28 protein-coding genes are annotated in these 24,640 nt (G+C 63.8%); 18 read left to right on the top strand and 10 right to left on the bottom strand.

Annotation, left to right across the window (positions count from 1 at the left end):
* The 3 genes from ACFVSI_RS05580 to ACFVSI_RS05570 all read left to right on the top strand — a co-directional run bounded on the left by ACFVSI_RS05580 (position 1) and on the right by ACFVSI_RS05570 (position 2,176).
* Entirely contained in the window at positions 1-672 is a 672-nt protein-coding gene (locus ACFVSI_RS05580; protein ID WP_387820531.1) for a nucleotide exchange factor GrpE, read from the top strand.
* 87 nt (positions 673-759) lie between these two features.
* Positions 760-1,737 (top strand): DnaJ C-terminal domain-containing protein, encoded by a 978-nt coding sequence (locus ACFVSI_RS05575; protein WP_387820529.1) that lies wholly within the window; start codon positions 760-762, stop codon positions 1,735-1,737.
* A gap of 10 nt (positions 1,738-1,747) precedes the next feature.
* Positions 1,748-2,176, top strand: a complete 429-nt coding sequence (locus ACFVSI_RS05570; RefSeq protein ID WP_387820526.1) for a heat shock protein transcriptional repressor HspR — start codon at positions 1,748-1,750, stop codon at positions 2,174-2,176.
* 9 nt (positions 2,177-2,185) lie between these two features.
* On the opposite strand, the gene ACFVSI_RS05565 is transcribed toward ACFVSI_RS05570, so the two are convergent.
* Positions 2,186-2,608 carry a hypothetical protein gene (locus ACFVSI_RS05565; protein ID WP_387820523.1) on the bottom strand — a complete coding sequence of 141 codons (423 nt, stop codon included), beginning with the start codon at positions 2,606-2,608 and terminating at the stop codon, positions 2,186-2,188.
* Positions 2,609-2,667: 59 nt separating this feature from the next.
* On the bottom strand, positions 2,668-3,066 hold the full coding sequence (locus tag ACFVSI_RS05560; protein ID WP_387820520.1) for a nuclear transport factor 2 family protein: 399 nt from the start codon (positions 3,064-3,066) through the stop codon (positions 2,668-2,670).
* Positions 3,067-3,249: 183 nt separating this feature from the next.
* On the opposite strand from ACFVSI_RS05560, the gene ACFVSI_RS05555 reads away from it, so the two are divergent.
* Positions 3,250-3,552, top strand: coding sequence for a DUF3040 domain-containing protein (locus tag ACFVSI_RS05555; RefSeq protein WP_387820517.1), 303 nt, complete (start codon positions 3,250-3,252; stop codon positions 3,550-3,552).
* Positions 3,553-3,571: 19 nt separating this feature from the next.
* Here the strand turns inward: ACFVSI_RS05555 and ACFVSI_RS05550 are convergent, their stop codons facing one another.
* Both ACFVSI_RS05550 and ACFVSI_RS05545 read right to left on the bottom strand, forming a co-directional pair.
* Positions 3,572-3,994 (bottom strand): hypothetical protein, encoded by a 423-nt coding sequence (locus ACFVSI_RS05550; RefSeq protein WP_387820514.1) that lies wholly within the window; start codon positions 3,992-3,994, stop codon positions 3,572-3,574.
* A gap of 89 nt (positions 3,995-4,083) precedes the next feature.
* Positions 4,084-4,734, bottom strand: a complete 651-nt coding sequence (locus tag ACFVSI_RS05545; RefSeq protein ID WP_387820511.1) for a hypothetical protein — start codon at positions 4,732-4,734, stop codon at positions 4,084-4,086.
* Positions 4,735-4,840: 106 nt separating this feature from the next.
* On the opposite strand from ACFVSI_RS05545, the gene ACFVSI_RS05540 reads away from it, so the two are divergent.
* The 5 genes from ACFVSI_RS05540 (at position 4,841) to ACFVSI_RS05520 (ending at position 8,412) form a co-directional block, all read left to right on the top strand.
* Positions 4,841-5,188, top strand: a complete 348-nt coding sequence (locus tag ACFVSI_RS05540) for a hypothetical protein (RefSeq protein WP_387820508.1) — start codon at positions 4,841-4,843, stop codon at positions 5,186-5,188.
* 85 nt (positions 5,189-5,273) lie between these two features.
* Positions 5,274-6,074, top strand: coding sequence for a GNAT family N-acetyltransferase (locus tag ACFVSI_RS05535; RefSeq protein WP_387820505.1), 801 nt, complete (start codon positions 5,274-5,276; stop codon positions 6,072-6,074).
* 135 nt (positions 6,075-6,209) lie between these two features.
* Positions 6,210-6,875, top strand: coding sequence for a GntR family transcriptional regulator (locus ACFVSI_RS05530; protein WP_387820895.1), 666 nt, complete (start codon positions 6,210-6,212; stop codon positions 6,873-6,875).
* On the top strand, positions 6,872-8,050 hold the full coding sequence (locus tag ACFVSI_RS05525) for an MFS transporter (protein ID WP_387820501.1): 1,179 nt from the start codon (positions 6,872-6,874) through the stop codon (positions 8,048-8,050). Before ACFVSI_RS05530 ends, ACFVSI_RS05525 begins: the two co-directional genes overlap by 4 nt.
* A 68-nt stretch (positions 8,051-8,118) precedes the next feature.
* The gene (locus ACFVSI_RS05520; protein WP_387820498.1) at positions 8,119-8,412 is read left to right on the top strand and encodes a hypothetical protein; all 294 of its coding nucleotides are present in this window, start codon (positions 8,119-8,121) and stop codon (positions 8,410-8,412) included.
* 7 nt (positions 8,413-8,419) lie between these two features.
* Here ACFVSI_RS05520 and ACFVSI_RS05515 read toward each other — a convergent pair whose 3' ends face one another.
* Positions 8,420-11,830 (bottom strand): SNF2-related protein, encoded by a 3,411-nt coding sequence (locus tag ACFVSI_RS05515; RefSeq protein WP_387820495.1) that lies wholly within the window; start codon positions 11,828-11,830, stop codon positions 8,420-8,422.
* Between the two features lie 165 nt (positions 11,831-11,995).
* On the opposite strand from ACFVSI_RS05515, the gene ACFVSI_RS05510 reads away from it, so the two are divergent.
* The 5 genes from ACFVSI_RS05510 (at position 11,996) to ACFVSI_RS05490 (ending at position 16,726) form a co-directional block, all read left to right on the top strand.
* Entirely contained in the window at positions 11,996-12,844 is an 849-nt protein-coding gene (locus ACFVSI_RS05510) for a hypothetical protein (RefSeq protein WP_387820493.1), read from the top strand.
* 166 nt (positions 12,845-13,010) lie between these two features.
* On the top strand, positions 13,011-13,805 hold the full coding sequence (locus ACFVSI_RS05505; protein ID WP_387820491.1) for an ABC transporter permease: 795 nt from the start codon (positions 13,011-13,013) through the stop codon (positions 13,803-13,805).
* Entirely contained in the window at positions 13,798-14,637 is an 840-nt protein-coding gene (locus tag ACFVSI_RS05500; protein ID WP_387820488.1) for an ABC transporter permease, read from the top strand. Before ACFVSI_RS05505 ends, ACFVSI_RS05500 begins: the two co-directional genes overlap by 8 nt.
* Position 14,638: 1 nt before the next feature.
* Positions 14,639-15,616, top strand: coding sequence for an ATP-binding cassette domain-containing protein (locus ACFVSI_RS05495; RefSeq protein ID WP_387820485.1), 978 nt, complete (start codon positions 14,639-14,641; stop codon positions 15,614-15,616).
* Between the two features lie 165 nt (positions 15,617-15,781).
* Positions 15,782-16,726, top strand: coding sequence for a hypothetical protein (locus ACFVSI_RS05490; RefSeq protein WP_387820482.1), 945 nt, complete (start codon positions 15,782-15,784; stop codon positions 16,724-16,726).
* Between the two features lie 182 nt (positions 16,727-16,908).
* Here ACFVSI_RS05490 and ACFVSI_RS05485 read toward each other — a convergent pair whose 3' ends face one another.
* A complete protein-coding gene (locus tag ACFVSI_RS05485) occupies positions 16,909-17,436 on the bottom strand; it encodes a hypothetical protein (protein WP_387820479.1) in 528 nt (175 codons plus the stop codon).
* A gap of 133 nt (positions 17,437-17,569) precedes the next feature.
* Here ACFVSI_RS05485 and ACFVSI_RS05480 point away from each other — a divergent pair, with 133 nt between their 5' ends.
* Positions 17,570-18,067, top strand: coding sequence for a sigma-70 family RNA polymerase sigma factor (locus tag ACFVSI_RS05480; protein ID WP_387820477.1), 498 nt, complete (start codon positions 17,570-17,572; stop codon positions 18,065-18,067).
* Entirely contained in the window at positions 18,064-18,735 is a 672-nt protein-coding gene (locus tag ACFVSI_RS05475) for a zf-HC2 domain-containing protein (RefSeq protein ID WP_387820475.1), read from the top strand. Before ACFVSI_RS05480 ends, ACFVSI_RS05475 begins: the two co-directional genes overlap by 4 nt.
* 34 nt (positions 18,736-18,769) lie before the next feature.
* Here the strand turns inward: ACFVSI_RS05475 and ACFVSI_RS05470 are convergent, their stop codons facing one another.
* Genes ACFVSI_RS05470 through trmB form a run of 3 tightly spaced genes read right to left on the bottom strand, consistent with a single transcriptional unit; the run spans position 18,770 to position 20,574 of the window.
* Positions 18,770-19,255, bottom strand: a complete 486-nt coding sequence (locus ACFVSI_RS05470; protein WP_387820473.1) for a type II toxin-antitoxin system RatA family toxin — start codon at positions 19,253-19,255, stop codon at positions 18,770-18,772.
* Positions 19,255-19,647: a hypothetical protein gene (locus tag ACFVSI_RS05465; protein ID WP_387820471.1), complete on the bottom strand. Its 393-nt coding sequence runs from the start codon at positions 19,645-19,647 to the stop codon at positions 19,255-19,257. Before ACFVSI_RS05465 ends, ACFVSI_RS05470 begins: the two co-directional genes overlap by 1 nt.
* Before the next feature lie 21 nt (positions 19,648-19,668).
* Entirely contained in the window at positions 19,669-20,574 is a 906-nt protein-coding gene (gene trmB / locus ACFVSI_RS05460) for a tRNA (guanosine(46)-N7)-methyltransferase TrmB (protein WP_387820469.1), read from the bottom strand.
* A gap of 126 nt (positions 20,575-20,700) precedes the next feature.
* Here trmB and ACFVSI_RS05455 point away from each other — a divergent pair, with 126 nt between their 5' ends.
* Both ACFVSI_RS05455 and ACFVSI_RS05450 read left to right on the top strand, forming a co-directional pair.
* The gene (locus ACFVSI_RS05455) at positions 20,701-21,918 is read left to right on the top strand and encodes an FG-GAP repeat domain-containing protein (RefSeq protein ID WP_387820467.1); all 1,218 of its coding nucleotides are present in this window, start codon (positions 20,701-20,703) and stop codon (positions 21,916-21,918) included.
* 74 nt (positions 21,919-21,992) lie between these two features.
* Positions 21,993-23,270: a CynX/NimT family MFS transporter gene (locus ACFVSI_RS05450; RefSeq protein ID WP_387820466.1), complete on the top strand. Its 1,278-nt coding sequence runs from the start codon at positions 21,993-21,995 to the stop codon at positions 23,268-23,270.
* A 73-nt stretch (positions 23,271-23,343) separates the two neighbouring features.
* Here ACFVSI_RS05450 and ACFVSI_RS05445 read toward each other — a convergent pair whose 3' ends face one another.
* Positions 23,344-24,636, bottom strand: coding sequence for an MFS transporter (locus tag ACFVSI_RS05445; protein ID WP_387820464.1), 1,293 nt, complete (start codon positions 24,634-24,636; stop codon positions 23,344-23,346).
* Positions 24,637-24,640 lie beyond the last annotated feature (4 nt).

Genomic DNA, 24,640 nt, shown 5'->3' with positions numbered 1-24,640 from the left:
ATGCCTCATCACGGCAACGAAGCAGAGCACTCTGACGAGCGCGGCGCCAACGAGGGATCGGGCCAGCAGAAGCCGGTCATCCGGGACAACCGCAAGGTCGACCCGGAGACCGGGGCCGCCCGCCACCCCCAGGGCGAAGCGGGTGCCGAAGGCAACGCTGCTCCCACGGACGGCGACGCCCTCTCCCAGGCTGAGGAAATCCTCAACGGCGTAGAGGTGCCGGCTGAAGAGTCGGTGGCCTCGGGCGCGGCGGCCGAAGCCCAGGCAGCGGAGCTCCGCAACGATCTCCTTCGCCTGCAGGCCGAGTACGTCAACTACCGCAAGCGCGTCGAGCGCGACCGCGCCGTAGCAGGGGAGATGGCCGTCATCGGCGTCCTGAACTCCCTGCTCCCGGTGCTGGACGACGTCGACGCCGCACGCCAGCACGGTGACCTCGAAGACGGCCCCTTCGCCGCCATCGCCACCAAGCTGGAGAATGCGCTGAAGACGTACGGACTGGAACGCATCGCGGACACAGGCGTCGAATTCGACCCCACCATCCACGAGGCACTCATCCAGCAGCCCGGCGAGGACATCCAGGTTGACACTGTCAGCCAGGTGCTGCGCTCCGGATACCGCTCAGGCGAGCGTGTCCTCCGCGCAGCCCAGGTGATTGTGGCTGTACCCGCGTAACAACTCATCGAGATGGCAGTTCGTGACAGTGTTTGAAGAGAACATTGGGACGAACTGCCATCTCGTTACCAACGAAAGGAAACGCTCTTGGCCAGCCAGGACTGGGTTGAAAAGGATTTTTACGCGATCCTTGGTGTTGCCAAGGACGCGTCCGACGCTGACATCAAGAAGGCTTACCGCAAGCTTGCCCGGCAGTACCACCCCGATACCAACGCCGGGGATGCTGCCGCGGAGAAGAAGTTTAAAGACATTTCCGAGGCTTACTCGGTGTTGTCGAGTCCCGAGGACCGGCAGCAGTATGACGCCATCCGGGCCATGGGTGGCGGCGCGCGGTTCGCTCCGGGCGCCGGACGTGGCGGTGCCGGGGCAAACGGCGGGTTTGAGGACCTGTTCGGTGGCTTGTTCGGCGGCGGCGCAGGCGCACGTCAGCCACAGGGCGGAGGTATTCCGCCGGAGTTCGCTGACCTGTTCGGTGGCGGATTCGGTGGTGGCGGCCAGACCGGCTTCCAGCGGGCCCCCCAGAAGGGTTCGGACCGCACGGCCACCACGTCCATCTCGTTCGCCGGCTCCATCAAGGGCACCACGGTGAGCCTTCGTGAGAGCAACGGGAACGTCATCGACGTCAAGATTCCCGCGGGAATCAAGGACGGGCAGAAGGTACGCCAGCGCGGCAAGGGCAACGTTGGCCCGGCCGGAAACGGCGACCTCATCATCACGGTCAACGTGAAACCCCACGATTTCTTCCAGCGCGACGGCGACAACATCCGCATCCACGTGCCCGTCACGTTCGCGGAAGCGGCGCTCGGCGCCACCATTGAGGTTCCAACGCTCGACGGCGACACGGTCAAGTTGCGTGTCCCGGCGGGCACACCCGCTGGCCGCACTTTGCGGGTGAAGGGCCGCGGCGTGAAGACATCGAAGGGGACCGGCGACCTGCTGGTGACCATTGACATCGCCGTTCCTCAAAACCTGAACAAGGAAGCTGAAGAAGCTGTGAAGGCGTTCGCTGCAGCCACCTCCGACGCCAATCCGCGTCACGACCTGGCCGCGAAGGCCCGGTTGTAAGGAGAGGGTCATGGCAATCGACGTCAATCAGCCGATCTTCGTCATCTCCGTAGCTGCGGAGCTTGCCGACATGCATCCGCAGACGTTGCGCCAGTACGACCGGCTGGGCATCGTCTCGCCCAGCCGTGCGCCGGGCAAATCCCGGCGCTATTCGCAAAACGATGTCAACAAGCTGCGTGAGGTCCAGCGCCTCTCACAGTCCGGCGTGTCCCTTGAGGGCATCAAACGCATCCTGGACCTCGAAAACCAGGTAGCCGCGCTGCAATACCGCGTGGCTGAGCTGACCGAGGAACTGTCGCGACGCCGTTCGACGGTGGACGCGCGGATCTTCGCGGCGGGAGCTGCGGGAGACGTGGTGAGCCTCGCCAGGGGCCAGCGTCCGCGCGGAAGATCCCAGGCCGTCGTCGTATGGCGTCCGCGGCCGGGGGAAGAACTGTAGTGACGGGAGCTAGTCCCGGGTCCGGTCCCAACTGACCACCACCCGGGCGGCTCCCGTTTCCGTCCGCTCCACGTTGGTGACGATCTGCGACTCCCTGGCGCCCATCTCCCGGATCCGGCGCCGGTAGTCCTCAACGTGCGCCTGGAGCGACTCTTCCGTCCATTCGCCCGGACGCATCCTCGTTGAGATCTCCACCGGTTCCTCCCTGGGGAGGATCTCACTGGGTTGGGGTTCCGGGGTCCGTACCGGTTCAGGTTCTCCGGGCGGAACCAGCATTCGGAAAGCGAAGACCCCGCCTGCGATGCCGGCGACGAGGCCTGCCGCGATGAGCCAGAGCGTGCGCCCACGTGAACGTTTCTTGGGGAGGCGTACGGTTTTTCCGGGATTGGACGTGCCTGTGGATTTGGACGTGACAGTGGATTTTTGGGCCATGGGAAGACGTAACCTTCCGATCAGTGGTTCGTTGTCCGATTACAGGGTAGAACTCCCATTCAGTCTGCCACCGTATCGCCGTGTCTGTGCGCCACCTTCCACTCGCCGTCCTCGCGGCGGTAGACCTGCGTTGCCCTGAGCGTGTAAGTCCGTGGGCTCCCGTTGAGCGTGGCAGAGGTGTGCTCCAAGCCGGCCGTGTACGCCATGTCCCCGCTCACGTCGCAGGCCTGGAGTTCGAACTCGTAGGATGTGCAGTCCGAAAAACTCGCCCCAAGTGCTTCGAAGAGTTCATTGAGCTCCTGCTGCCCATAGGCATTGCGGAAGGCACCCAGCACGCTGACTGGTTCTTTCCGGGACCACAGCGCCCGGCGTGGCGCCGCATCGCCGTTATGGAGGGCCAACTCTGCCTCGTACAAAGCGGTCCTGACCCACGCCAAAAAGTCATCCCTGTCACTCATACACCCAGTATGCGCGCGGGCTCACGGCTGGTGAAGGAGAGTTGTCGCAGACCCTGAGAAGGGCAGTGGATGGAAGGCCGGATCGGGAAGATAATGAAGGCAAGGTACGGCAAGCAGCGTCCGTGCCGAATTTGGGCAGCATGCCGCCTATGCGGTGCTGCTCGTGTGGTGAGGAAGGTTCCGGTGTCCTTGTCGGATGAAGAGCGCAGGAGCTTGGAAGAGCTGGAGCGGGACCTGGTCGCGACGGATCCGGACCTTGCCCTTGAACTGAAGTCGGGCCGCCTTCGCGGAGCGATGGCCCGGGCCACTGGGGGAATCCTTGCCGTGATTTGCGGCTTTGTGATGGTGATAGCAGGAATCATCACCCAGTTGGTGGTACTGGGTGTGGTCGGATTTCTTTTGGCCAGCGCAGGGGCATATCTGCTTCTGACCGGATCTTCCCTTCGGCGGCGCATTGGCAGGCGCGGCGGGGACGCTTCCGGGTAGTTGTTCAGGCGCCAGCGTCTCAGGGGACCGGCGGCACAGGAGGCTGCACGGACCCATCCCGCCTTTTCGAGGGCTCAGGCTCGCCGGAGGGCATCATCGTCCGCCACGCCAGGACGGCGCCGGCTCCGATAAGGGCTGCCAGCAGGGCGATCACCAAACCCCGCGGACCGCCTGGTTGCTTCCTGGTTTGGCGGGACAAGGTGCGTGTTGCCCGCTTCACGGCCTTGGCGGCGGTGCGCTGGGCCTCTTTGGCAGTCTTCTTGTTGCCGGTGAGAGTCAGCATCACGCCATGAACCACCGAGGGGACATCCGCATGGTTGATTCTGGCCAAGGCCCACCGCACCACGGCATCGGTCTGTGAGCTGGTACCCTCTGCTGCGTGGTTTACCCATTCCCGGGCAAGATCCTGGGTCGCTGCAAAGATGTTCTGCGGTTTGTACATTGTGCACCCCTATCGGAGTAGATGGCCCCGTGAGCCAGCCTACGCCGTGCTCCTTACAGGCAACAGGCCCGCAGGAGGGCCCCCGGAACCTAGTTCCGGATCACGGAGGCCAGCTCCACCGGCTTGTCCAGGCCGGCCCACTGTCCGTTGAGGACAAGCTCGTGGTGAAGTTCCTGTGCCGCGGCTGTGGCAGCTGATGCGTCCACCGCTGCGTCCAGAATCCGGATCACCTTAAGCCGGAGCTCACCGGCGTCGATGATGGTCACGCCGCTCCCCGATACCGGCGCCGAGGCACTCAAGGCGGGCAGGCCGCCGTCGAGCGTTCCACTGCCCTTCACGGTAACGCTGCTGGGGCGGGGTTCGGGCTCGCCGTCGACCAGCAAGGCCGCCTCTTCCTGGCCGGTGAGGATGGCTGTGGCGAGGGCTTTGACGTAGACGGGGTCTGCGCAGGCGTCGTACACCCAGCGCTTGCCCAGGACCGAGTGTTCCATGGTGCCGATCAGCCATTCATTGGCGCCGCCCAGCTCGTGGCCGCGGTAGCTGAGGGGAACCTGGTAGATCCGCTCGCCCGCTGCCACGACGTGCGTCTCAAGGCCGACTTCGCCGGCGGGGTCGTCAAAGCGGTAGGCGCCGATGAGTTCGGGAGTGCCGTCCTGGATGAACCACGGCTGCGTGGGCAGGTAGTCAGCGATGAGTTCGAGCTTGGAGGGGGACAGGGTTGCTTTGTGAATGATCGCCATGTCACCCAGCCTAGGGCAGCCCGCATCCTGTCCCTAAGCAGGCCCGATGCGTGGGCTTGGCCCTGCTCTGTTTACAATCAAAGGGACGTCGACCACTGAGGGAATCATGAAGAAACTCACCACTGTCCTGATTGCTGCCGGGCTTCTTGTCTCGGCTTCCGCCTGTTCCACCCAGCAGCAGCTGAGCACCCAGGAGACTTGCGACCGCGTGAACGTCGCCGCAGCCGGTATTTCACAAAACCCGAGCCAGACCGTTTCGAACCGTGCAGCCAATGCTGTCCGGCCCATCGAAGCTGTGGCGTCCGACGAAATGAAGCCCGTGGTCATCGCTATCCGGGAGTACCTGGATGAAAAAGCCAAAAAGACCCCTGACGAGGCCCGGTTGGGTGAACTGACCACCGGCTTCCAGGAGAGCGTAGCCAAGTTCGGTCAGCTCTGCACCGGCGGACAGTAACCCCAAACATTCCGACGCTCCCCCACCCGCGCTCTTCCGGAATTGCGGGTGGGGGAGCGTTGTCGTGTGCAGTAGGCTCTCCACAATGAGCCACGCTGATGCACAGAAACGCCTTCTCGCCGCCTACGACCTGCAGCTACGTACTGATGCGGAGACGTCGGATGCGCTGACGGTTACGTCGCTTGGGCCGCTGCGTTTGGCGACCTTTTTCGGCGGCCGCGGCTTCATCACCTACCGCGACCTGGGCGGGGCCAACGAGGAAGATATCCGTGGCCTGGTTGCTGACAGCGTTGCGTACTTCAAGGGCCACCCTGAAATCACCAAGGTCGAGTGGAAGACCCGCGGGCACGACGACGCCCCTGGCCTCCACGAAGCGCTCCTTGCCAACGGCTTCGCCGCTGAGGAGCCCGAATCGATCATGATCGGGGAGGCGCAGGCGCTCAGTGCGGACGTGCCGCTTCCCGACGGCGTGACGTTGCGTCGCGTCGTCGACGAGCCGGATGTGCGGGCCATGACGGCGATGCAGGACGAGGTGTTCGGTGATCCTGTGTCGGACGAGATGGCCGATGGGCTGCTGCACAGGTTGACGCTGGACGACGGCATGGAGCTGTGGGTCGCTGAAGCGGAGGGTCGTGTTGTCAGCGCAGGCCGCCTGGATCCCGTGGCCGGAACCGATTTTGCCGGGATTTGGGGAGGGGCAACCCGCCCGGAATGGCGAGGCCGCGGAATTTACCGTGCACTCACTGCGCGCCGCGCCCAGTCGGCGCTCGCGAAGGGCAAAGCCTTCATCCAGAGCGACTCAACCGAATACTCGCGCCCGATTCTGGAGCGCTCCGGTTTGCTCAAGGTCTCGACGACGACGCCGTACCGCTGGGCGCGGAGCTAACCGAGCCCTGCAACGCGGGGTCACTTATGGCCCATGATTCACCCGAAAAGGGGCCATAAGTGACCCCGCGTTGCTTGGGTGGAGCCGTTTGTGTATAGATGTATACAAGTACACCTTCTCTACATGGCGGCAGAATTGACAGACCCACAAGCCCGGAACACCGGCGCCCACCTCGTCTACAGCGAACTCAAGCGGCGAATCCTCAGCCTGGAACTCAAACCTGGTGAGCGCATCTATGAACCCGCCATGGCGAATGAGCTGCAGGTCAGCCGGACCCCGCTGCGGGAAGCCATCCGCCGGTTGATCTCTGAAAGCCTCCTGGAGCAGCAACCCACCGGTGGAGTACTGGTTCCGGTGCTCGACGAAAGAGCCATTTCAGAGTTGTACGACGTCCGTGCTGCCTTGGAGTCCTTGATGGCCCGGGAAGCGTGCGCCAATGCCACCGCGGAAGACCTCGAAGAGCTTCGGGGGATCGTGGCCCGCAACGCCGCGCTGGTGGACTTCGCGGATGAAGCGATGAAATACGGGGTCGCCCTGCACGCCGCCATCGCCAGGATCGCCGGCAACTCCTGGGCCCAACGCTTTCACGGGCAGATCTCCAGCCACGTTGAGCGCTACAGATACTTCACCAACAACGCTCCCGAGCGACGCGACGAAGCACTTGCCAATCATCGGCTGCTCGTGGATGCCATTGCTTCCAAGGATGCGGAAAAAGCCGCCCGGATCGCTTTCGATCACGTCATCGGTGCCCGGGATGAGACTTTGCGGGTCATTTCCCAGCAAGGTCTCGACATCTCATGATCGGCGAGCTCGGGCGCCGCTCGTCTACCGCACTGCTCATCCACTCGGCGCTGATACAGGCCGTGACTTTCCTGGTCCGGCCGGCTGCGACTTACAGGGCTCTGGAGCTTGATGTCCCTGCGTTCGCCCTCGGCGTGCTTGCCGCCAGTTACGCCGTCTTCCCTTTGCTGCTGGCCCTGCCTATCGGAGGCCTCGTGGATCGGTTGGGTGAGCGTCGCCTCATGGCTATCGGGTCCGCCGTCGTTCTTGGCTGTTCCGCGTTCCTGCTCTTCTGGGGAACGTCGGTGGCAGCCTTGGTGGCCGGGACGGCCCTTCTTGGCGCGGGACAGCTGGCCTGTGTGGTGGGGCAGCAGGCGGTGGTGGCGAACAATGCTGCGTCGTCCCGGCTGGACACGGCGTTCGGTTATCTGACCTTCGCGGCGTCGCTGGGGCAGGCTCTTGGCCCGCTGGCCATCTCCGTGGTGGGCGGTGCCTCAGTGCATCCCGACACTCAGGCGATCTTTATCTTGTCCGTTGGCATGAGCCTGGTGCTGTTCCTGACCACGTTCGTCATCTCACGCAGTGTCAGTGGCCGCACAGGCAGAACAAAGGCCAAGAATGCCCCCAAGGGTGGCGCGATCGCGCTTCTGAAGACGCCCGGCGTCGTACGGGCCCTCGCTACGAGCGCCACCGTGCTGGCCGTCGTCGACCTGACCGTCGTCTACCTCCCCGCGCTTGGCGCCGAGCGCGGACTGTCCGCCGCCACGGTGGGTCTCATGCTGACCGTCCGCGCACTGTTTTCCATGGTGTCCCGGATTGGCCTGGGCAGCATGTCCCGCAAGCTCGGCCGGATGCGGCTGCTGGTCCTGAGCTTGGCCATGTCCACGGTCGCCCTTGCGGTGGCGGCGATTCCGATGCCCGGGTGGCTGTTGTTCGTCGTCATGGCATTCCTGGGCCTCGGGTTGGGAATCGGTCAGCCGCTCACGATGTCGTGGCTTTCCGCGCAGGCCCCGGCCGGTCAACGCGGGCGCGCACTGGCGCTGAGGCTGGCAGGAAACCGCGTGGGCCAAGTGGTGCTGCCCAGTGCCATCGGCGTGGTCGCGGTGGGTCTGGGTGCCGCCGGAGTGTTCCTGGCATCGGCGGTTGCCGTGGGCGGGACGATGCTGCTGCTGCGGGGTGTTCGGCTGGACGACTGATCCACCCGTCACGTTCTGCCTCCTCCCCACACTGCTAATTAAGCGGGGAAGTGAGGGGGCAATTCCCAATGGAAGAAAGCACTGGGTTCGTGATGTCGGATCCGGAGAATTTGCCGGTGCGTTACTACAAGGCATGGGAGTACTTCGTGCCGGGTGACGAAGTCGAGGTCAGGCAACCCGGCGCTGCCTTTGGTGCTGGCGTGGTGGTGAATGTCATGCCGGACGGCAGTGGAGTCTGGGTCTACGTCAACGGCGTCGGGCAACGTCTTTTCAGCGTCGAGGAGGATGTGGCGATCACTATTATCAAGGCCGGGGAGCGCCCTGACATCACCGCAGATCCGCCAAGTGGGCAGAACCCCTGACCCACCCCTACTCAGCGAACAGCGCCGCCAAGTCCTCCGCCGTCAACGACCCGCCAGCCAGTGCATCGCCCTCCATCACATCCGCGAAGAGCTGCGACTTCTTGGCCTTCAACGCCATGACCTTCTCCTCGATGGTGTCCTTGGCAACCAACCGGTAGACCATGACGTTCCGAGCCTGCCCGATGCGGTGGGTGCGGTCCACGGCCTGGGCTTCGGAGGCCGGGTTCCACCACGGATCCAGCAGGAACACGTAGTCGGCCTCGGTCAGGTTCAAACCGAAACCACCGGCCTTGAGGGAGATCAGGAACACCGGCGCTGTGCCGTTCTTGAACTCACTAACCACGTCTCCACGGTTCCGGGTACTGCCGTCGAGGTAGCAGTACTCGATCCCCTCCGCGTCCATGCGCTCCCGGACCTTGCCCAGGAAACCGGTGAACTGGCTGAAGATCAACGTCCGGTGTCCCTCGGAGATGATGTCCTCAAGTTGCTCGAACAGCACATCCAGCTTGGACGAGCGCACGGCAGCAAGCGAGGAATCCACCAGGGACGCATCCAGGCTCAGCTGCCGCAGCAGGGTCAGCGACTGGAAGATCGTGAAGCGGTTCTTGTTGACGTCGTCGATCAGCCCCAGGATCTTCTGCCGCTCACGCTGCAGGTGTGTTTGGTAGACCTTTTGGTGCCGCGGGTTGAGCACCACTTCGAGGATCTGCTCCTGCTTGGGCGGCAGATCCTTGATGACCTGTTCTTTGGTGCGGCGCATCATCAGCGGACGGACACGACGCCGGAGCTTGTCCAGCTGCGCCGAGTCACCGTTCTTTTCCACCGGCTTTTGGTAATTCTCGGCGAACCTCTTGGGGCTTGGGAACAGGCCCGGAGCCACGATGGATGTCAGCGCCCAGAACTCCATGAGGTTGTTTTCCAGCGGGGTGCCCGTGATGGCCAGCTTGAACCGGGAAGGCAGTTTCCGCGCGCATTGGTATGCCTTGGATTGGTGGTTTTTCACGAACTGGGCCTCGTCCAGCATCAGCCCGGCCCACTGGAAATAGGCGTAGGCCTCGTAATCGATCCGGAACAAAGCATAGGAGGTAATGACGACGTCGGCCCCCGCCATGGCTTCCGACGGCAGCAGGCCACTCTTGGCGAAGGTCTCCGAAACCGTGCGCACCACCAGGCCGGGAGCGAACCGTTGCGCTTCCAACGCCCAGTTGCTGACAACGCTGGTGGGAGCCACAACGAGGAACGGCGCCCTGTCGTTGCCACTGGACGCGGCCAGCTCCTTGGCCGCGCACATCAATGCGATCGCCTGGACAGTCTTGCCCAGGCCCATGTCGTCGGCCAGCACGCCCCCGAGGCTGTGCTTGTACAGGAAGCTGAGCCAGTTGAAACCCTCCAGCTGATACGGACGCAGCTCAGCGTTAAGGCCGACCGGCAGCGGCAGCCCGGTCACGCCGTCGTCGAGCAATCCGCCAACGGCCTCGCGCCACGCGGCTGCCTGTTCGTCCACAATCCCCAGCTGCGCCAGCTCGTCCCACAGCCCCACCTGAAAGCGGCTGATCTGAAGGGTGCCGTCCTTGTTGTCGGGGTTGTCCTGCAGCGAGCGGGCTTCGTCGATCAGGGCGCGGAGCTGGTGCAGTTCGGGCAGGTCCAAGGAGAAGTGCGCGCCGCTGGGAAGGAGCATGCGGGTTTGGCCGGCGGCGAGCGCGGAGAAGACGGCCGCGAAGGAGACCGGTTCGCCCTCGAGGGTGATCACGATTCCGAGGTCGAACCAGTCGCCGCTTGCGGTTTCCTTGGTGGAGATGGACACTACCGGTGCTTCTTCAGCCTCGCGGTAGTCGGCGATGTCGCCGGAGGTTTCCACGACGACGTCGGGCAGTTCCTTGAGCGCGGGCAGCACCTCTTCGGTGAAGGCCAGGGTGTCCAGGCCGCCCAGTTCCGCAGTAGCGGCCAGGCGCGGGGCGCCCCACCCTCCCGTTGCCGACTCCGCGAGCGCAGGGACGGCGTCCCATGGCCGGCCGAGTGACTCCAGAATGCGGGCTTCTTCGGGGTCGTCCCGGTAGCCGCGGTCGTCCGGGTGCCGCCACAGGGGCTGGGCCGTGACGAGCGTGCCCGAGGTGTAGTGCCATTCCCAGTGCAACCGGACTTTGTGGTCGTTGCCGTAGTTGGCCAGGAGCGAGAGCGTCGGCACGGCCAGCGTGGGCAGCTCGACGGACTTGTCGGCAGCCTGCACGGGCGTGGATTGCCGCAGCTTGGGGTAGAACGAGGTGAGGAAGCGGCCCTCGTCCTCGGCCGGGATCTGGAGCGTCTGCCCATCGGTGACGAATTCGAGCAGCTCGTCGCTGATGGCGCCCTCGATCGGGGCAAGGGTGATCAGGTTCTTCTGCTGCGGCACGCCGGGGAGCGTGTCGCCGGAATGGGTAAAGAAGATGCCGTTGGCCGGCTTTCCCAGGAAACCCACGGTTCCGGGATCCACGGCTTCCCCGCCGACGGTGACGGACGGCGCGAGCTCAAGGCCGCCGTCGTGCGTTGCGCTTTCGGTACCGTTCGCGTCCAGGCGCGCCAAACTCAGTCCGACGACGGCGGGCTGGGCCTCGACGCGGACGGGCTCGCTCCCAGCGGAGTGGACGAGCGGGAGGCCGGCCTTTTTCGCCTCATCGAGGAGGCTCCACAGGTTCTTGGCGGCGAAGTCGTTCAGGCTCAGCCACATCGCGCCCGAGGGCTGTTGCCGTCCGTTGCTGGAACCGTGGGCGGCCAGGAAAGTCTGAAGCCATTCGACGTGGACCTCGTTGAATTCGCGCCGGAAACTGACGTAGCTCAGGTTGTTCCAGGACACGTCGCCGCGGATCCACTTGCCCTTGGCGCCCATCATCACCGGGCGTGCCTTCAGTTGTCGGACGCTGCGCATGGGGTCGCGTCGTCCTGTGTAGGAGAAGTGTGCGGCGGGTTCTTCCACTTCGAACTGGAGGGCAAGGGGGATTCCTGCGGCAGTGGGCGTGGTGCCGGGTTTGGCGATCAGCCTGTTGAGGGCTTGTTCCCACGCGGGACGCGCTGCGCCGATCTCCGACGGCCTGGCGGTCTGGATGCCGGGTGCCTGCGACAGGAGCTGGGCGCGGATGGTGGGGTGGTCTTCCGCGGTGAAGAGCAATGCCGCTACATGCTTGCAGTCCTTGCGGACCGGGCAGCTGCAGATACCCACAGTGCAGCTCCAGCCGGCGGGCTTGCGGACCAGTTTGGCCGACGTCGAATACGGTTGCGGGCCGCTGCCACGGACCTTGCCAAGGAGGAGCCCGGTAGCCGGATCGAAGGAAATGCCGCTCACCCGGCTGCCCATGGCATACGCCAGTCCGGCCGCCAGGGAGCGGTCGTTGATGGCTGGAGTCTGAATGGCCAGTTCCCAGGATTCGTCTGTGGGGGACGGCATGCGTCGGGCTACTTTCGGCAGGAGGTTATCTGCTCAATCTTAGTCAGCCCCCAGCGGCCCCCAAACTTCGCCCACCGTTCACCTCCACCTCGATTGCGGCGCCATTGCCACGCGTACGTTGTAGGTGTCCGGAGCACCATCAGCTTTCAGCAGTGAGGATTTCCCATGACTACCAACGAATACCCCGTCGTCCTGAACAAGACCGCTTTCGCAGCAGGCAACGGGGAAGTAGTGGATTCCAACGTCACGGTCGTGAACCATATGTACGCCGAACTCCTCAACAGCGACGAGATCGCCCCCGCAGCCCTCAACAGCTACTTTGTGGACTTCTACCTGACCCAGGCACTCTCGGGTGGGTTCGCGCAGTACGTGTTCACTGCTCCTGAGCGTGAAGAGGTTGATGCCTATGTCCGCGCGGGCCTCGAAGCCATGGGCGCAACCCGGCACCTGGAGCTCTTCGACCGCACTGCTTCGGCGTTTGATGCGTTGACGGAGGACGAAGCTGAGGCCTATCTGGACGGCGAGCTGGATGAGGCGGAGACGCCCGTTTCGGCCGTTGTGGCGCTGGACGAGTTGGACGCTGAGTTCGAAGCCCTGCTCGAAGAGGAGGACATCATCGACCTCAACGCCGCGTACCTCGGCGACCAGTCCGAGCTGCTTGTCCTCACCGACGAAGAGATCGAAGCACACATCGCCGCGCGCGTAGCCCTCATCCCGGATCTGGCCGAGCGACAGGCCGAAGCTGAGGAGGAAGCACTCGCCAACGCTCCCGAGTTCGAGGTCATCATCCGCGAACTGTGCGATGTGGCCGGCTTTGCGCTGAAGAAGATCACCATGGGCGATCCGAACTACGAGCACGACGGCGTGAAGACCCTCGCCTGGCACTTCTCCACCGACCACGGGGATTACCTCATGATCGAGGACGACGAGGAGGCCTTCATGATCCACCCAGAGACCAAGGAAATCATCGCGGCTGTGGAGTTCGAGGAGTCCGACGAGTTCGTGGGGGCGTAGGCCGTTCGCCGCGGCTGAGCGGCAGACATCCTCCGCGTGCTGCTCCTTCGTCGCTTTGACGCACGCTTCCGGATGCCTGCCGTCCAGCCGTTGGCCGCGAACAGGCCGTGCCGACGAGATCACGTCGTACGGGTTCGGGGATTGTTTGCCGTACTAGACTCGTCCAGTGCGTGCGTATTGGGAACTCGCTAAATCAGCCTTCCGCCGCCATTCCACGTACCGCACTGCCGCCGTCGCCGGTGCTTTCACCAACTCCGTTTTCGGCCTCATCCGCGCCTCCCTGCTGCTGAGCGCAATTACGACGGCGGGTGGCGCCATCGGCGGATACTCGGCAACGGAGGCGGCTACTTATGTGTGGCTGGGCCAGGCGCTCCTTGCGCCTTTGGGACTCTTTGGCTCAGCTGAGCTGGCCAACCGCGTGAAGTCCGGGGACATCGCCGTCGACCTTTCCCGATCGGTCAACCTGACCGCTTCCTACTGGGCACAGGACCTGGGTCGCGCCGCTTTCGATGTCCTGCCGCGCGGATTGCCCCCGCTCATCATCGGGAGCGTGGTGACCGGGTTGGCGATGCCCGGCACGCCTGGACCGTACCTTTTGGGTTTTGTGTCCATCCTGGCTGCGGTGTCCCTGAACTTCCTGGGCTTCTTCGCCATCAACCTCCTGTCGTTCTGGGTCCTTGAAATCCGCGGTTTCTGGATGCTGTACATGGTGGTGATGAATCTGCTGTCCGGCTTCCTGGTACCGGTGACGTGGTTCCCTGCATGGCTGCTGGACTTCGCGAGGGCTACACCGTTCCCGTCGATGCTCCAGACCCCTGTAGACATCCTCGCGGGGAGAACCGAAGGGGCCGAGAGCTTCGCGTTGGTCGGTGTGCAACTCCTTTGGCTCGGTGTGCTGCTGGTCTTGGTGCAGGTGATGGTCCGCTTTGGGTCGCGGAGGTTGGTGGTGCAAGGTGGCTAGCGTCCGCTCCACCCGTGACCCTCATGCGCCGGTCACCAACGTGGTTCTCCTCAAGCTGCTCGTCACTGCGAGGCTGCGCTCCCAACTGGCTTACCGTGGCAGCTTCCTCTCCGATGTCGCTGGTCAGGTCCTGTTGGGACTGGCCGAGTTCGTGGAGCTCTATGCGATCGTCCACAACATCTCCACGTTCGGGGGAATGACCCTGGCACAGACGCTCTTGGTGTTCGGGTTTGCGTCAGTTGCGTTCGCTCTCGGGGACCTGCTCATGGGAGAGACCGATTCCATGGCGGAGACCATCAGGTCGGGAAAGCTTGAGGTGTTGCTGGTGCGTCCGCTTCCCGTCCTTCTTCAGCTCGCAACGTCGGATTTCCAGTTGCGAAGGGTTGGCCGCTTGTTGTTTGGAGTTGTCGCCTTGGCGGTGGCCTTGCTGCTCGCCGATGTCGAGTGGGACCCGGCCAAAGTTCTGCTGGCCACGATGACGCCTCTGGCCGGAGCGGCGATCTTCTGTGCCCTCTTCCTTGGCGCCGGAGCGATGCAGTTCTGGATCCTCGACGGCAGGCAATTCGCCAATGCGTTCACGTACGGTGGCCGATACGTGGCCTCCATGCCCGGTGCGGCCCTGTTCTTCCCGCTCCAGGTCTTTTTCACCTTTGTCATCCCCGCAACTCTGGTGGCCTACGCACCCAGCTTGCTCATCCTTGATCTCACCGGGCCAGCCGGAATCCCGGCCTGGGCGGGCTGGCTGGGGCTGCCTGCCGCCGTCGTCCTCAGCGGACTCATGCTGCTCCTTTGGCGGGCGGGCATCAAAAAGTACACCGGCGCAGGAGGCTGATATGCCCATCATTGAAGTGGAAAATCTAAGCCGCGAGTTCCACGTCCTGGAGCCCGCGGGTCGATTCCGGCGCCGCAAGAAGAGCGTGTCCGCGGTCCGGGGGATCGACTTCACAGTGGAACCGGGTGAGGCGGTGGGGTATATCGGGGCCAACGGTGCCGGTAAATCCACCACCATCAAGATGCTCACAGGCGTTTTGGTGCCGAGCTCCGGTCGCGTATCGGTCTGCGGGTTCAATCCTGTGCCCGACCGAAAAGCGCTGGCGAGGAAGATCGGCGTCGTTTTCGGCCAGCGGTCCCAGCTCTGGTGGGATCTGCCGCTGCAGGACTCCTACCCGATCCTTGGTGCCATGCACCGCATGCCTGAGGCAGATTGGAAGCGCAGGTTCCGGGAGCTCGCCGACCAGATGGATTTGGGGGAGTTTCTTACCACGCCTGTCCGTCAGCTGTCGCTGGGACAGCGCATGCGTGGCGAGGTTGCCGCTGCCCTGCTGCATCGCCCGGACCTGGTGATCCTGGACGAACCGACCATTGGTTTGGACATGATCAGCAAGGAGAAACTGCGGCAATTCCTGGATGCGGAGCGCCGGGAGAACGGCACCACGCTGCTGTTGACCACCCACGATATGAGTGACATCCAGCGCTTGTGCCAACGCGTTTTAGTGGTCGACGACGGCGCCATCGCCTATGACGGGCCGCTTACCGGTTTGGCCGAGGTCGCCGGAGCAGTGCGCACCATGGTGGTGGACCTCGCCGCCCCCGTCCACTCGGCTGATCTTTTTGCGCTGCCCGCCGGCGCGGTACACGAGGGCATTGAGGCCGATGGGATCCGGCACAGTGTGTCGTTCGATCCCCGCAGGCTTTCCGCCGCCACAGTGCTTGCCGCCATCTCCCGCAGCGCTGATGTAGCTGACTTGTCCCTGCACGAGCCGGACATCGAACACCTGGTGAGGCAGCTCTACGGGAGTGCGAGGCGTTAGCTGGCTGACCGGCGCTTTGCTTGTTTCCCCGCTTCGTGGGAAGCGTGCGCAGTCGCCGCAAGGTTGCGGGCGGTTTCGCAGCGTTTCCGCTATTTCGGCCCGGGCTTTCCACATAGCGAGGGCCGGCCCTTCTGCGGCAGGATCGGGCCCGGTGATGCTGGGCCGATGGAATCAACGTCAGCAACTCCCGTCATCCCCGTCTTGCCGTTACCCTCGCGCGGCCACATGTGGAGGACCGATGAACTGCTCCGCTTCGGGCTGAATGCCCGAAAAATCAGGGCGCTGGTAGACGCCGGGGAATTGCAGCGGTTGAGGTACGGCTGCTACATCAGGTCCAGCAAGTGGAACGCCCTGGGTCCAAGGCGGAAGGCGATGGCGCGCATCGTGGCGCACGCCCATGGCACGCTGACAACGTCGTCGGGCGGTCTCGTTTATAGCCACCTCTCCGCTGCACGACTCCACGGATTGTTCGTGTGGGGTGTTGATGACAAGGTCCACGTGCTTTCTCCAGTCAGGCCTTCTTCGGACCGGTGGGGCAAGGATGTCACGGGACACACGGAGAGCTTCACCGAGGACGACGTCGTGGTGGTTCGGGGCCTGCGGGCGACTTCGTTGGAACGCACCATGTTCGACTGCGCAAGAATGCTCAGCTATCCAAAGGCCTTGGTGGTTATGGACCATGGGCTGAGATTGGGCGCGGACATCCAATCGCTTACCCGTATGCTGGCGGCCTCCGGCGGCAAACGGGGTATCCGCACCCTGCGCAAGGCACTGGAGAACGCAGATCCGCGCTCCGAGTCCGCTGGGGAGACGCTCACCCGGGACCTGATGCAGAGATTGCGCATCAAGTCCCCTCAGCCGCAATTTGAGGTTCAAACCCGGATTGGCCGACATCGCATGGACTTTGCGTGGGAAGAAGAAATGCTGGCTTTGGAGTTTGACGGGCGAACCAAGTACTTCGACTACAAGCCCACGGAGGAGGTCATTTTCCAGGAACGCCGGCGTGAGAAGGCGCTCATGGAAGATGGCTGGCGCTTTATTCGAATCGAATGGAAGGACTTGTTCCAGGAACGGGCCTTAAAGGAACGCATCCTCCGGGCGCTCGGCTGATGGCGGCTGTGCCCAGTTCGCGGGAACGCTGCGAGCTCGCCGCAAATTTGCGGGGGTATTGGCAGGCTTCCCGCGAACTCGGCGTGGCAGGGGGCACGGTTCCCGCGAACTCGGCGTGGCAGAGGGCAGGGTTCCCGCGAACTCGGCGTGGCAGGCACCGGGGGAGGGAAACGGAAAAGCCCTCAGTATCCCGAAGCCGCAGCCCCCTTGACCATTTCTCCGCTCGGGCTCACGAGGTACCAAACACCGCCAACGCCTTGGCCCGTGACATCCCCGGCGGCCTTGTCCTTGGCGTAGTAGTACAGGGGCATGCCGTTGAGGGTGACCTGCTTCTTCCCATCAGGGGTGGCGATGGTTCCCACTGTGCCGGTGACGCCATCAACGCTCGGGGTGGCCGCCGTCGTCGTGAATACCGGCCACGCCGTGAGGCAGGCGCCGGTGCATGCGCTGGTTCCTGAGTCCTTCACGTCCTTGGTGAAGAAGTAGAGGCTCATGCCTTTGCTGTCTACCACGATCTGGCCAGCGCTGGAGGACGCGGTTTTCATCTCGGCCGCGGCGGCAGGGCTGGAGGCTGCAGAGGACGAGGCCGCGGAAGACGATGCTGCAGGCGGTGCTGACGATGACGTGGATGTTCCAGAGCTGCCACCACAGCCTGCCAACGCGGCGGCCAGGACCAGAGCCCCGATTCCCATGCTGAGTTGCTTTTTCATCCCTAGCTCCTTCGACGAGCCGGCCGGGCGGGTCGGCGCTAACCCGTACGACGCCGGTCGCGCGAGAATGGTTCAAGTGAACCTTTTAGGGACGTAAGTCGTCGTATCGGGTGACACAGCGAAGGAGGTGGCTATGCCGTTGGACGAGGACGTGGTGGCAGCGATCTACCGCGACCACGGCGTAGCCCTGAAACGCTTCGTCCTCAGCTGCACGCCCGACGCCAACCTGGCCGACGACGTGGTGCAGGAAACCATCCTCAAAGTGTGGCAGCACGCCCCGCAGATCACGGGAAGCCTGCGCAGTTACCTGTTCAGGACCGCGCGGAACGTGATCATCGACAATTACCGGAAATCCCAGCGCCGCCCGAGTGAAACCGGCGAGCAGGACCTCCCGGACCATGCCGCCACCGAACGCGTGGACGAGCTTCTCAACCGCGTGCTCATGGAGGAAGCGCTGCTGCGGCTCAGCGTGGAACACCGCGAGGTTTTGGTGGCTCTCCACTACCAACGGTTCACCGTGGTGGAGGCGGCCCTCCAGCTGAATATTCCTGCGGGAACTGTGAAATCCCGGGCTTTCTACGCTGTGAAGGCCCTCCGAACGATCCTTGATGAAATGGGGGTGGAACGATGAACGGCGAGTCCGTCCACCAATTGCTGGGCGCCTATCTGCTGGGTGGCCTGGAGCCGGAGGAAGCCCGTGCCTTCGAGGACCACCTCGCCCGTTGTCCCGAATGCCGCCGGGAACTGGAAGAGCTTGAGAGTCTCCCCGCGCTGCTCGACGCCGTCCCTGCTGCCGACGCCGTGGCGCTCACCTCAGGCGGCACCGCGGACTTGGTGCCCTTGGGATCGGAACCCGAGCCGCTTCCGGAAAAGGTCCTGGTTGATCTTGCGGTCCGCAGACGGAAATCACGACGCCGGTGGGCAGCTGTTGTTGGTGCCGTCGCCGCCGCGTGCCTGGCACTTGGGTTCCTGGGCGGTCCTTTGCTGAACCAGCCTCCGAAGCCGGATGCGAGCTATTCGGTGCAGTCGGACGGTGGGCTGCAGCTGACTGTGGACATGGTCAAGAAGACCTGGGGCACAGAGTTGGACGTCGAAGGACGCAGCATGCCGCTCCAAGGGACGCTCTACCTCTGGGTGAAGGGCCGTGACGGGGCGGAGGAACGTACGTGCGGGTGGACCGCCACGCCGAGCGGGCGCATCAAGATCACAGGTGCCACCCCGGTGCAGTTGGCGGGCATCGCCGGTGTGGAGCTGAGGGACGAATCCGACAAGACCGTGGCTTCGATCTCTGTGCCGTGAAAGTCAGTGCCTTGATGATCAGTGCCGTGGTGGCTCAGGTTTCCCTGACCTGGGCTTTCAACTCGGCCACGAGCGCCGGATCCTCGCAGGCCCGGGCGAAGGCTTCGATCCGTCGTTCGATTTCCCGGCCCAGCAGCCAGCCGCCGATTCTCTCAGCCACTGGTCTGATGAGAGCCGGGCGGCACGAAAAGGTGTACTTCCAGACTGCCCGGGTGCCGCCGTCGTCGGGGGTGAACCGCCAGCCGCCGCCGAAGTTCTGAAAGAACCACGGACCGGACACCATCGTCATGCCAACGTTGCGCGGGGGAGTGTAGGAGACGTATTCGCTGACCATCTTCAGGCCCATGCGCGAAACCGTCCGGGTCCGCACACCCTTCCCCGCAGCTCGGGCGCCATCCATGAAGGACTGGGCGGAGATGAAGGGGTCCCACTTGAGCCGGAACGCGCCGGTGGTTTGGGAGAGGGCGAACGCTGTTTCGGGGTCGAGGCGAATGAATCGTTCGGCGCGGACTTGGGGCATCAGAATCCTTGCCCTGAGCCAAGCACCAGGAACGCCATGAAGGCAATACCGAAGACGTTGACCGCCATGATGGACAGCCCGATGATCCCAGTGATGCGGCCTGCGTTCATTCCTCCGGCCCGGAAAACTGCCACCAGCCCACTGATCACTGCCACAATCGACAGCAAGACAGCGATCCCTGCCAGGATCAAGGCACCGAACCACCAAGCGTCGTTGCCTTGGTTGTACCGGGTCATTGCCGAGGCGATGGCTGCGAGGCCCAAAGGAACGCTGACCACCGCGGCGATGGGCGACAGGACTGCCGCGACAATGCTCGTAATGCCGGCCCCCAACCCTGGGGTGCGTTGCCTCTGCGGCTGCTGGTAGTAGCCCATCGGCGGCTGATAACTCATGATTCCCCCAAAGTCAGTCGGCTAAAGCTTGCGGTACGTAAGGTCGAAGATCATGCGGCCGGCCTCATGCGCCTTGTTCTCGAAGCTGGTTCGAATACGGCCTTCGAAACGCGGCGCCCAGCCGCCTTCCTGGTCCACGCCCTCGTTGGGTCCGGTGTGCTCCGTGCTGACGGGCGCGCGGCCCTCGCGTACAGGCGCGCCACCCACAACGGATTCGACGCCGGATTGCCAGACTTGCGTCAGCGGGCTCTCCTCGCCGCTGCGCTCGCCTTCGTGCATGTTCTCGAACTCCGTGGACCCCGCCAGGACTTCCCGGACGTGGACCGCATAGTTGGACCAGTCGGTGGCGATCCTCCAGTAGCCACCCTTTTGCAGCGCCTTGGCGGCAACAGAGGCGAAGGCCGGCTGGATGAGGCGACGTTTGTGGTGGCGGGCCTTGTGCCAGGGGTCGGGGAAGAAGACCCAGAGTTCGCTGACGGAGCCTGCGGGAAGCATGGATTCGAGGACCTCGGGTGCGTTGGCTTCCACTACCCGCACGTTTGTCAGTCCGCGGGAATTGATCTTGATGATGGTGTTGGCCAGGCCCGGGGTGTAGACCTCGACGGCAAGGAAGTCCTTGTCCGGGTTCTGCTCGGCCGCGTGAACAACGGCGTCACCCAGGCCGGAACCGATCTCCACGATCAACGGGGCTTTGCGGCCAAAGACGGCCTCGGCGTCGAAGGTGTACTCCGGATGCACGGACGTGTTGGCTACGTGACGGGGAACCTGGACAGCCCAGCGCTCGGCGTGCTCTTCCCACGCCGCCTGCCTGCGTCCCTGGAGGCGGGTGCCGCGGCGCACGAAACTGACCGGACGGCCGCCATAGGTTCCGAAGGAAGCCTGACTGCCGGGAGTAATAGGGCGCGGTGTATCTGGGGTTTCACTCATGTCCATTCAAGAATACTTTGGTTGCGGGATCAGGTCCGCAGGCACGGAGGTGGCAAAGGGTCCTGAGACAGTCACGGAACTGTTAGGCTCGGCTGCAATCACGCCGATGTGTCATTTGGGGGAAGCATGGGAAGTTTTCGGTCGTTCGCCTTCAAGTCTGCGGCTTTGGGCGCCTTACTATTGGGCTCGACGGCGGTGGCCGTGCCTCCCGCTGCTGCTGATTACCAAGACTGGGTCCCGCCAATCCTGGGAATGCCCTATGTGGGCTCCGAACTGACCATAGGCAAGGCCGACTACGGCCTGCAGGACTGTCCCCCGACCGCCGGGGCCCCGCATGGCTTCGTGATGGAGTGGCTGAGCAACGGCGATCCCCTGCCCGCCGGCCGCCAAGGCGAAACCCTGAAACTCCTCCCCGAAGACCGTGGAAACCGCATTTCTTTCAACGTTCACGGCGTGTGCTCCCCGGCAGAGGTGTTTCAGAGCGAAGAGACGGCCCCCATCGCCGCCTCGAACCGATCCATGGGTTGGACCGGTCGCGGCAATTTTGAGCTCCTGGGCCGCAGACACGATGGCACCTTGGTCCTCTATCCGCATGTATTTACGCCCGAATACCGAATTTGTCCTTCGGGTGCCGGCTGCACGTTCTACAACCACACGATTGAAGAGCCGAGAGTGGTGGGCAGGGGTTTCGGCATTTTCGACATCGTCTTCTCCACTGGTGATTTCGACGGCGACGGCAACAACGATCTCCTGGGCCGCGACAGGGCTGGAACATTGCACATCTATCCGGGAGATGGGGCGGGCGGCTGGCTCCCGCCGAGGCCGATTGGCTGGGGCTGGAATATTTTTGACGCCGTTGCAGGGCCCGGGGACTTTGACGGCGACGGAAACAACGATGTCCTGGCCCGGGATTCAGCCGGAGACCTGTACCTCTACCCGGGAGACGGTGAGGGGGGATGGCTTGCACCATCACGCGTGGGTACCGGTTGGGGCGTGATGAACAAGATCGTCACCCCTGGCGATACCGACGGCGACGGCGCTGTGGACATCTACGCCCGCGACGGCAATGGCATTTTGTACCAGTACCCTGCAGACGGGAACGGGGGCTGGAAGTCGCCCTCCGTCGCGGGCCATGGGTGGCAACTGATGGCCGAAATCAGCGGCGCCGGAGTCTACGAAAGGCTCTACGGAGGCCGATTCTCGGCCCTCAAGCCGATCAATGACATTGTGGCGATCGACGAGACGGGCGATATGCGGCTCTACATGAATTCTGAATACGGGGAAGGCTTGTTCGGAAACATGCATATCGGTGTTGGCTGGGGAATCTTCAACACTCTCATTTAGCACCGAAGGCCGCACACGACGGGAGGGCATGTCCCGGAGTCTTCGCTTGGCGGGCGGCTGACAGAATAGGACGTGTGACCTCCTCCCAGAAGCCCACCGCAACAGAGAACTCCGTCCTGCCCGAGATTGCCGTGGATGCGGAGATCGATGAAGAACCCCCTGCGGACCCGACGCAACTCCGGGGCAAGAGGGGCCTGGCCTACCTTGGCGTCTGCCTTGTCCTCATCGGCCTGAACCTGCGAACGGTCTTCTCGAGCTTCTCAGCGGTCCTTCCGGAAATAACGTCCGACGCCGGTCTGCCGGGCTGGTCGCTGGTGGTCCTCACCACGGTGCCGGTCACCTTGTTGGGCGTGTTCGCGCCGCTTGCCCCTATCCTGGCCCGCAGGTTCGGTGCGGAACGGGTGCTCCTGGGGGCCATGGCAGTTCTCACGGCGGGTTTGCTGCTGCGGCCCCTGGAGATCCCCGGAGCGGGCCATCTCCCCGCACTTCTGGCCGGAACCGCCGCGTGCGGTGCTGCCATTGCCCTCTGCAATGTGCTCCTCCCGGGCGTCGTCAAGAGGGACTTCCCGCACCGCCTTGGCCTGATGGGCGGCCTCTACACGACGGCGATCTGCGCGTCAGCCGCTCTCGGGGCAGGCTTCACGTACCCCGTCTTTACGGCGACCGGCCACTGGACGTCGGCGCTGTGGTTCTGGGTGGTGCCGGCCGCCGTCGTACTTTTGCTGTTCCTGCCGCTGGCAATCCGCCAGCCGTCCACGAAGCACCAAGCCGTCCACGGTGGCGTGAATGTGTGGCGATCGGCGGTGGCCTGGCAGGTGACGATGTTCATGGTGCTGCAGGCGATGATGTCCTTCAGCGTGTTCGCATGGATGGCACCCATCCTGCGTGACCGCGGCATTGACGGGGCAACTGCCGGGCTCATTGTGTCGGTGTCTATTGTGTTGCAGATGCTCGGCTCCCTGTTTGCCCCGGCCCTGGCGACGCGTTTCAAGGATCAGCGGATCATCAATATGGTGGTGGCCCTGATGACGGGTGGCGGCTTCGCGCTCACTATATTCGGGCCCACGGAACTCATCTGGGTGTGGACCGGTTTGAACGGGCTGGGGCAGGGGTCGCTGACGGCGGTCGCCCTGACGATGATCATGGTTCGCACCCGGGATGCCCATACTGCCGCGCACCTTTCCGGGATGATGCAGGGGGTTGGCTATGGGCTGGGCTCCACAGGGACGCTGATGGTGGGCCAGTTGCATCAGGCAACGGGAGGCTTTGCTGCGGCGGGGATCCTGTTCCTGGTGGTTGGTCTGCTGGCAGCGTTCTTCGGTTATCGGGCCGGCCGTGACCGCTTCGTTTAACCCAACTAGGGGACAGCTAACGGCCCAGTGAGCGCTCAGTGGGCCGTTAGCTGTCCCCTAGTTGGGGGAGGGGTTAGACGGTCAGGTCCTTGCCCTTGGTCTCGGGAATCGTGAACACGAACGCGATGCTGATCACCAGCAGGATCACGGCGTACACGTTGAACAAGTACCCCTGGCCGATGGTGCCCAGCCACGTCTGCAGGTACGGCGCTGTTCCACCGAAGGCAGCGACGCAGATGGAGTACGGAACCCCGACGCCGACGGTGCGGATGTGCGTCGGGAACAACTCCGCGTACACAGCAGGGACGATCGCGGCGCTGCCTGCAATGAAGAACAGCATCACGGACATCGACACCGTGAGCTGCCACGGGGAATCCTTCAGCAGCCACGTCATCGGGAAGTGGAACAGCGCTGCACCCGCGGAGGACATGATCAGGACGGGCTTGCGGCCGATGCGGTCCGAAAGCTTGCCCCAGAACGGCAAGGCAGCGATGAACACCACGTTGGCGATGACGCCTGCCCAGAGCGCTGCTCCCCGGTCCATCTTCAGGGCGGTTGCCGCGTAGCTCGGGGCCACGACGCCCCAAATGTAGTAGACCACCGTGAGACCTACGGTCAGCCCGATGACCTGCAGCGCCTGCTTGCGGTACTTCACGATCTGCGGCCACATCGGGGCGCGCTTTTCCTTGGGCGCCTCGGCTTCGAACGCCTCGGTTTCCTTCATCTTGGAACGCATGATGAGGGCGTAGATACCCAGCGCGCCGCCAATCAGGAACGGAATGCGCCAGCCCCAGGCGCTCATGTCATCCTTGCTCAGGACGGCCGTGAGGATCGCGCCCAGCAGCGTTCCGGCCAGGATGCCGGCGGTGCCGGAGGTGTAGATGAGGGTTGCCCAGAAGCCGCGGCGCTCCTTGGGTGCCATCTCGGACAGATACGTTTGCGACGACGGCAACTCACCACCGTGCGCCAAGCCCTGGATGAGGCGGGCCACCAGCAGCATGACGGATGCGAAGGCTCCGACGGCCGCGAAGGTGGGGGCGATACCGATCAACAAGCTGCCCACAGCGCCCAAGGCAACGGCGATGGTCATGGACGTCTTGCGGCCGATCCGGTCACCGATCCAGCCGAAGAGGAACCCGCCGAACGGACGGGCAACAAAGCCGACGGCGAAGATCGCCAAGGTGGACAGTACTGCTGACGTGGGGTCGGCGCTGCTGAACAACGCGCTGGCGATAAACGGCGAGAACGTGGCGTAGATGGCCCAGTCGTACCATTCAACGGCGTTACCGATGCCGGTGCCGACGAGTGTGCGGACATGCGATGTGTGGACCTTGGCGTCGGGGGACGTTCCAACGGTGGTGGTCATGGGG

This window comes from Paenarthrobacter sp. NPDC057981, from assembly GCF_042886835.1.
In the GTDB taxonomy this organism is placed as follows: domain Bacteria; phylum Actinomycetota; class Actinomycetes; order Actinomycetales; family Micrococcaceae; genus Arthrobacter.
Note: the sequence above shows the minus strand (reverse complement) of the source record. Positions and strands in the feature narration are given on the sequence as shown.

What these genes read in the sequence shown, in the direction of transcription:
- ACFVSI_RS05485 (WP_387820479.1), bottom strand. Translation starts at nt 17,436, where the DNA reads ATGAAAAAGCAACTCAGCATGGGAATCGGGGCTCTGGTCCTGGCCGCC.
- ACFVSI_RS05570 (WP_387820526.1), top strand. Translation starts at nt 1,748, where the DNA reads ATGGCAATCGACGTCAATCAGCCGATCTTCGTCATCTCCGTAGCTGCG.
- ACFVSI_RS05580 (WP_387820531.1), top strand. Translation starts at nt 1, where the DNA reads ATGCCTCATCACGGCAACGAAGCAGAGCACTCTGACGAGCGCGGCGCC.
- ACFVSI_RS05520 (WP_387820498.1), top strand. Translation starts at nt 8,119, where the DNA reads ATGGAAGAAAGCACTGGGTTCGTGATGTCGGATCCGGAGAATTTGCCG.
- ACFVSI_RS05455 (WP_387820467.1), top strand. Translation starts at nt 20,701, where the DNA reads ATGGGAAGTTTTCGGTCGTTCGCCTTCAAGTCTGCGGCTTTGGGCGCC.
- ACFVSI_RS05550 (WP_387820514.1), bottom strand. Translation starts at nt 3,994, where the DNA reads ATGTACAAACCGCAGAACATCTTTGCAGCGACCCAGGATCTTGCCCGG.
- ACFVSI_RS05465 (WP_387820471.1), bottom strand. Translation starts at nt 19,647, where the DNA reads ATGAGTTATCAGCCGCCGATGGGCTACTACCAGCAGCCGCAGAGGCAA.
- ACFVSI_RS05480 (WP_387820477.1), top strand. Translation starts at nt 17,570, where the DNA reads ATGCCGTTGGACGAGGACGTGGTGGCAGCGATCTACCGCGACCACGGC.
- ACFVSI_RS05545 (WP_387820511.1), bottom strand. Translation starts at nt 4,734, where the DNA reads ATGGCGATCATTCACAAAGCAACCCTGTCCCCCTCCAAGCTCGAACTC.
- ACFVSI_RS05495 (WP_387820485.1), top strand. Translation starts at nt 14,639, where the DNA reads ATGCCCATCATTGAAGTGGAAAATCTAAGCCGCGAGTTCCACGTCCTG.
- ACFVSI_RS05565 (WP_387820523.1), bottom strand. Translation starts at nt 2,608, where the DNA reads ATGGCCCAAAAATCCACTGTCACGTCCAAATCCACAGGCACGTCCAAT.
- ACFVSI_RS05490 (WP_387820482.1), top strand. Translation starts at nt 15,782, where the DNA reads ATGGAATCAACGTCAGCAACTCCCGTCATCCCCGTCTTGCCGTTACCC.
- ACFVSI_RS05475 (WP_387820475.1), top strand. Translation starts at nt 18,064, where the DNA reads ATGAACGGCGAGTCCGTCCACCAATTGCTGGGCGCCTATCTGCTGGGT.
- ACFVSI_RS05515 (WP_387820495.1), bottom strand. Translation starts at nt 11,830, where the DNA reads ATGCCGTCCCCCACAGACGAATCCTGGGAACTGGCCATTCAGACTCCA.
- ACFVSI_RS05560 (WP_387820520.1), bottom strand. Translation starts at nt 3,066, where the DNA reads ATGAGTGACAGGGATGACTTTTTGGCGTGGGTCAGGACCGCTTTGTAC.
- ACFVSI_RS05535 (WP_387820505.1), top strand. Translation starts at nt 5,274, where the DNA reads ATGAGCCACGCTGATGCACAGAAACGCCTTCTCGCCGCCTACGACCTG.
- ACFVSI_RS05510 (WP_387820493.1), top strand. Translation starts at nt 11,996, where the DNA reads ATGACTACCAACGAATACCCCGTCGTCCTGAACAAGACCGCTTTCGCA.
- ACFVSI_RS05540 (WP_387820508.1), top strand. Translation starts at nt 4,841, where the DNA reads ATGAAGAAACTCACCACTGTCCTGATTGCTGCCGGGCTTCTTGTCTCG.
- ACFVSI_RS05445 (WP_387820464.1), bottom strand. Translation starts at nt 24,636, where the DNA reads ATGACCACCACCGTTGGAACGTCCCCCGACGCCAAGGTCCACACATCG.
- trmB (WP_387820469.1), bottom strand. Translation starts at nt 20,574, where the DNA reads ATGAGTGAAACCCCAGATACACCGCGCCCTATTACTCCCGGCAGTCAG.
- ACFVSI_RS05470 (WP_387820473.1), bottom strand. Translation starts at nt 19,255, where the DNA reads ATGCCCCAAGTCCGCGCCGAACGATTCATTCGCCTCGACCCCGAAACA.
- ACFVSI_RS05525 (WP_387820501.1), top strand. Translation starts at nt 6,872, where the DNA reads ATGATCGGCGAGCTCGGGCGCCGCTCGTCTACCGCACTGCTCATCCAC.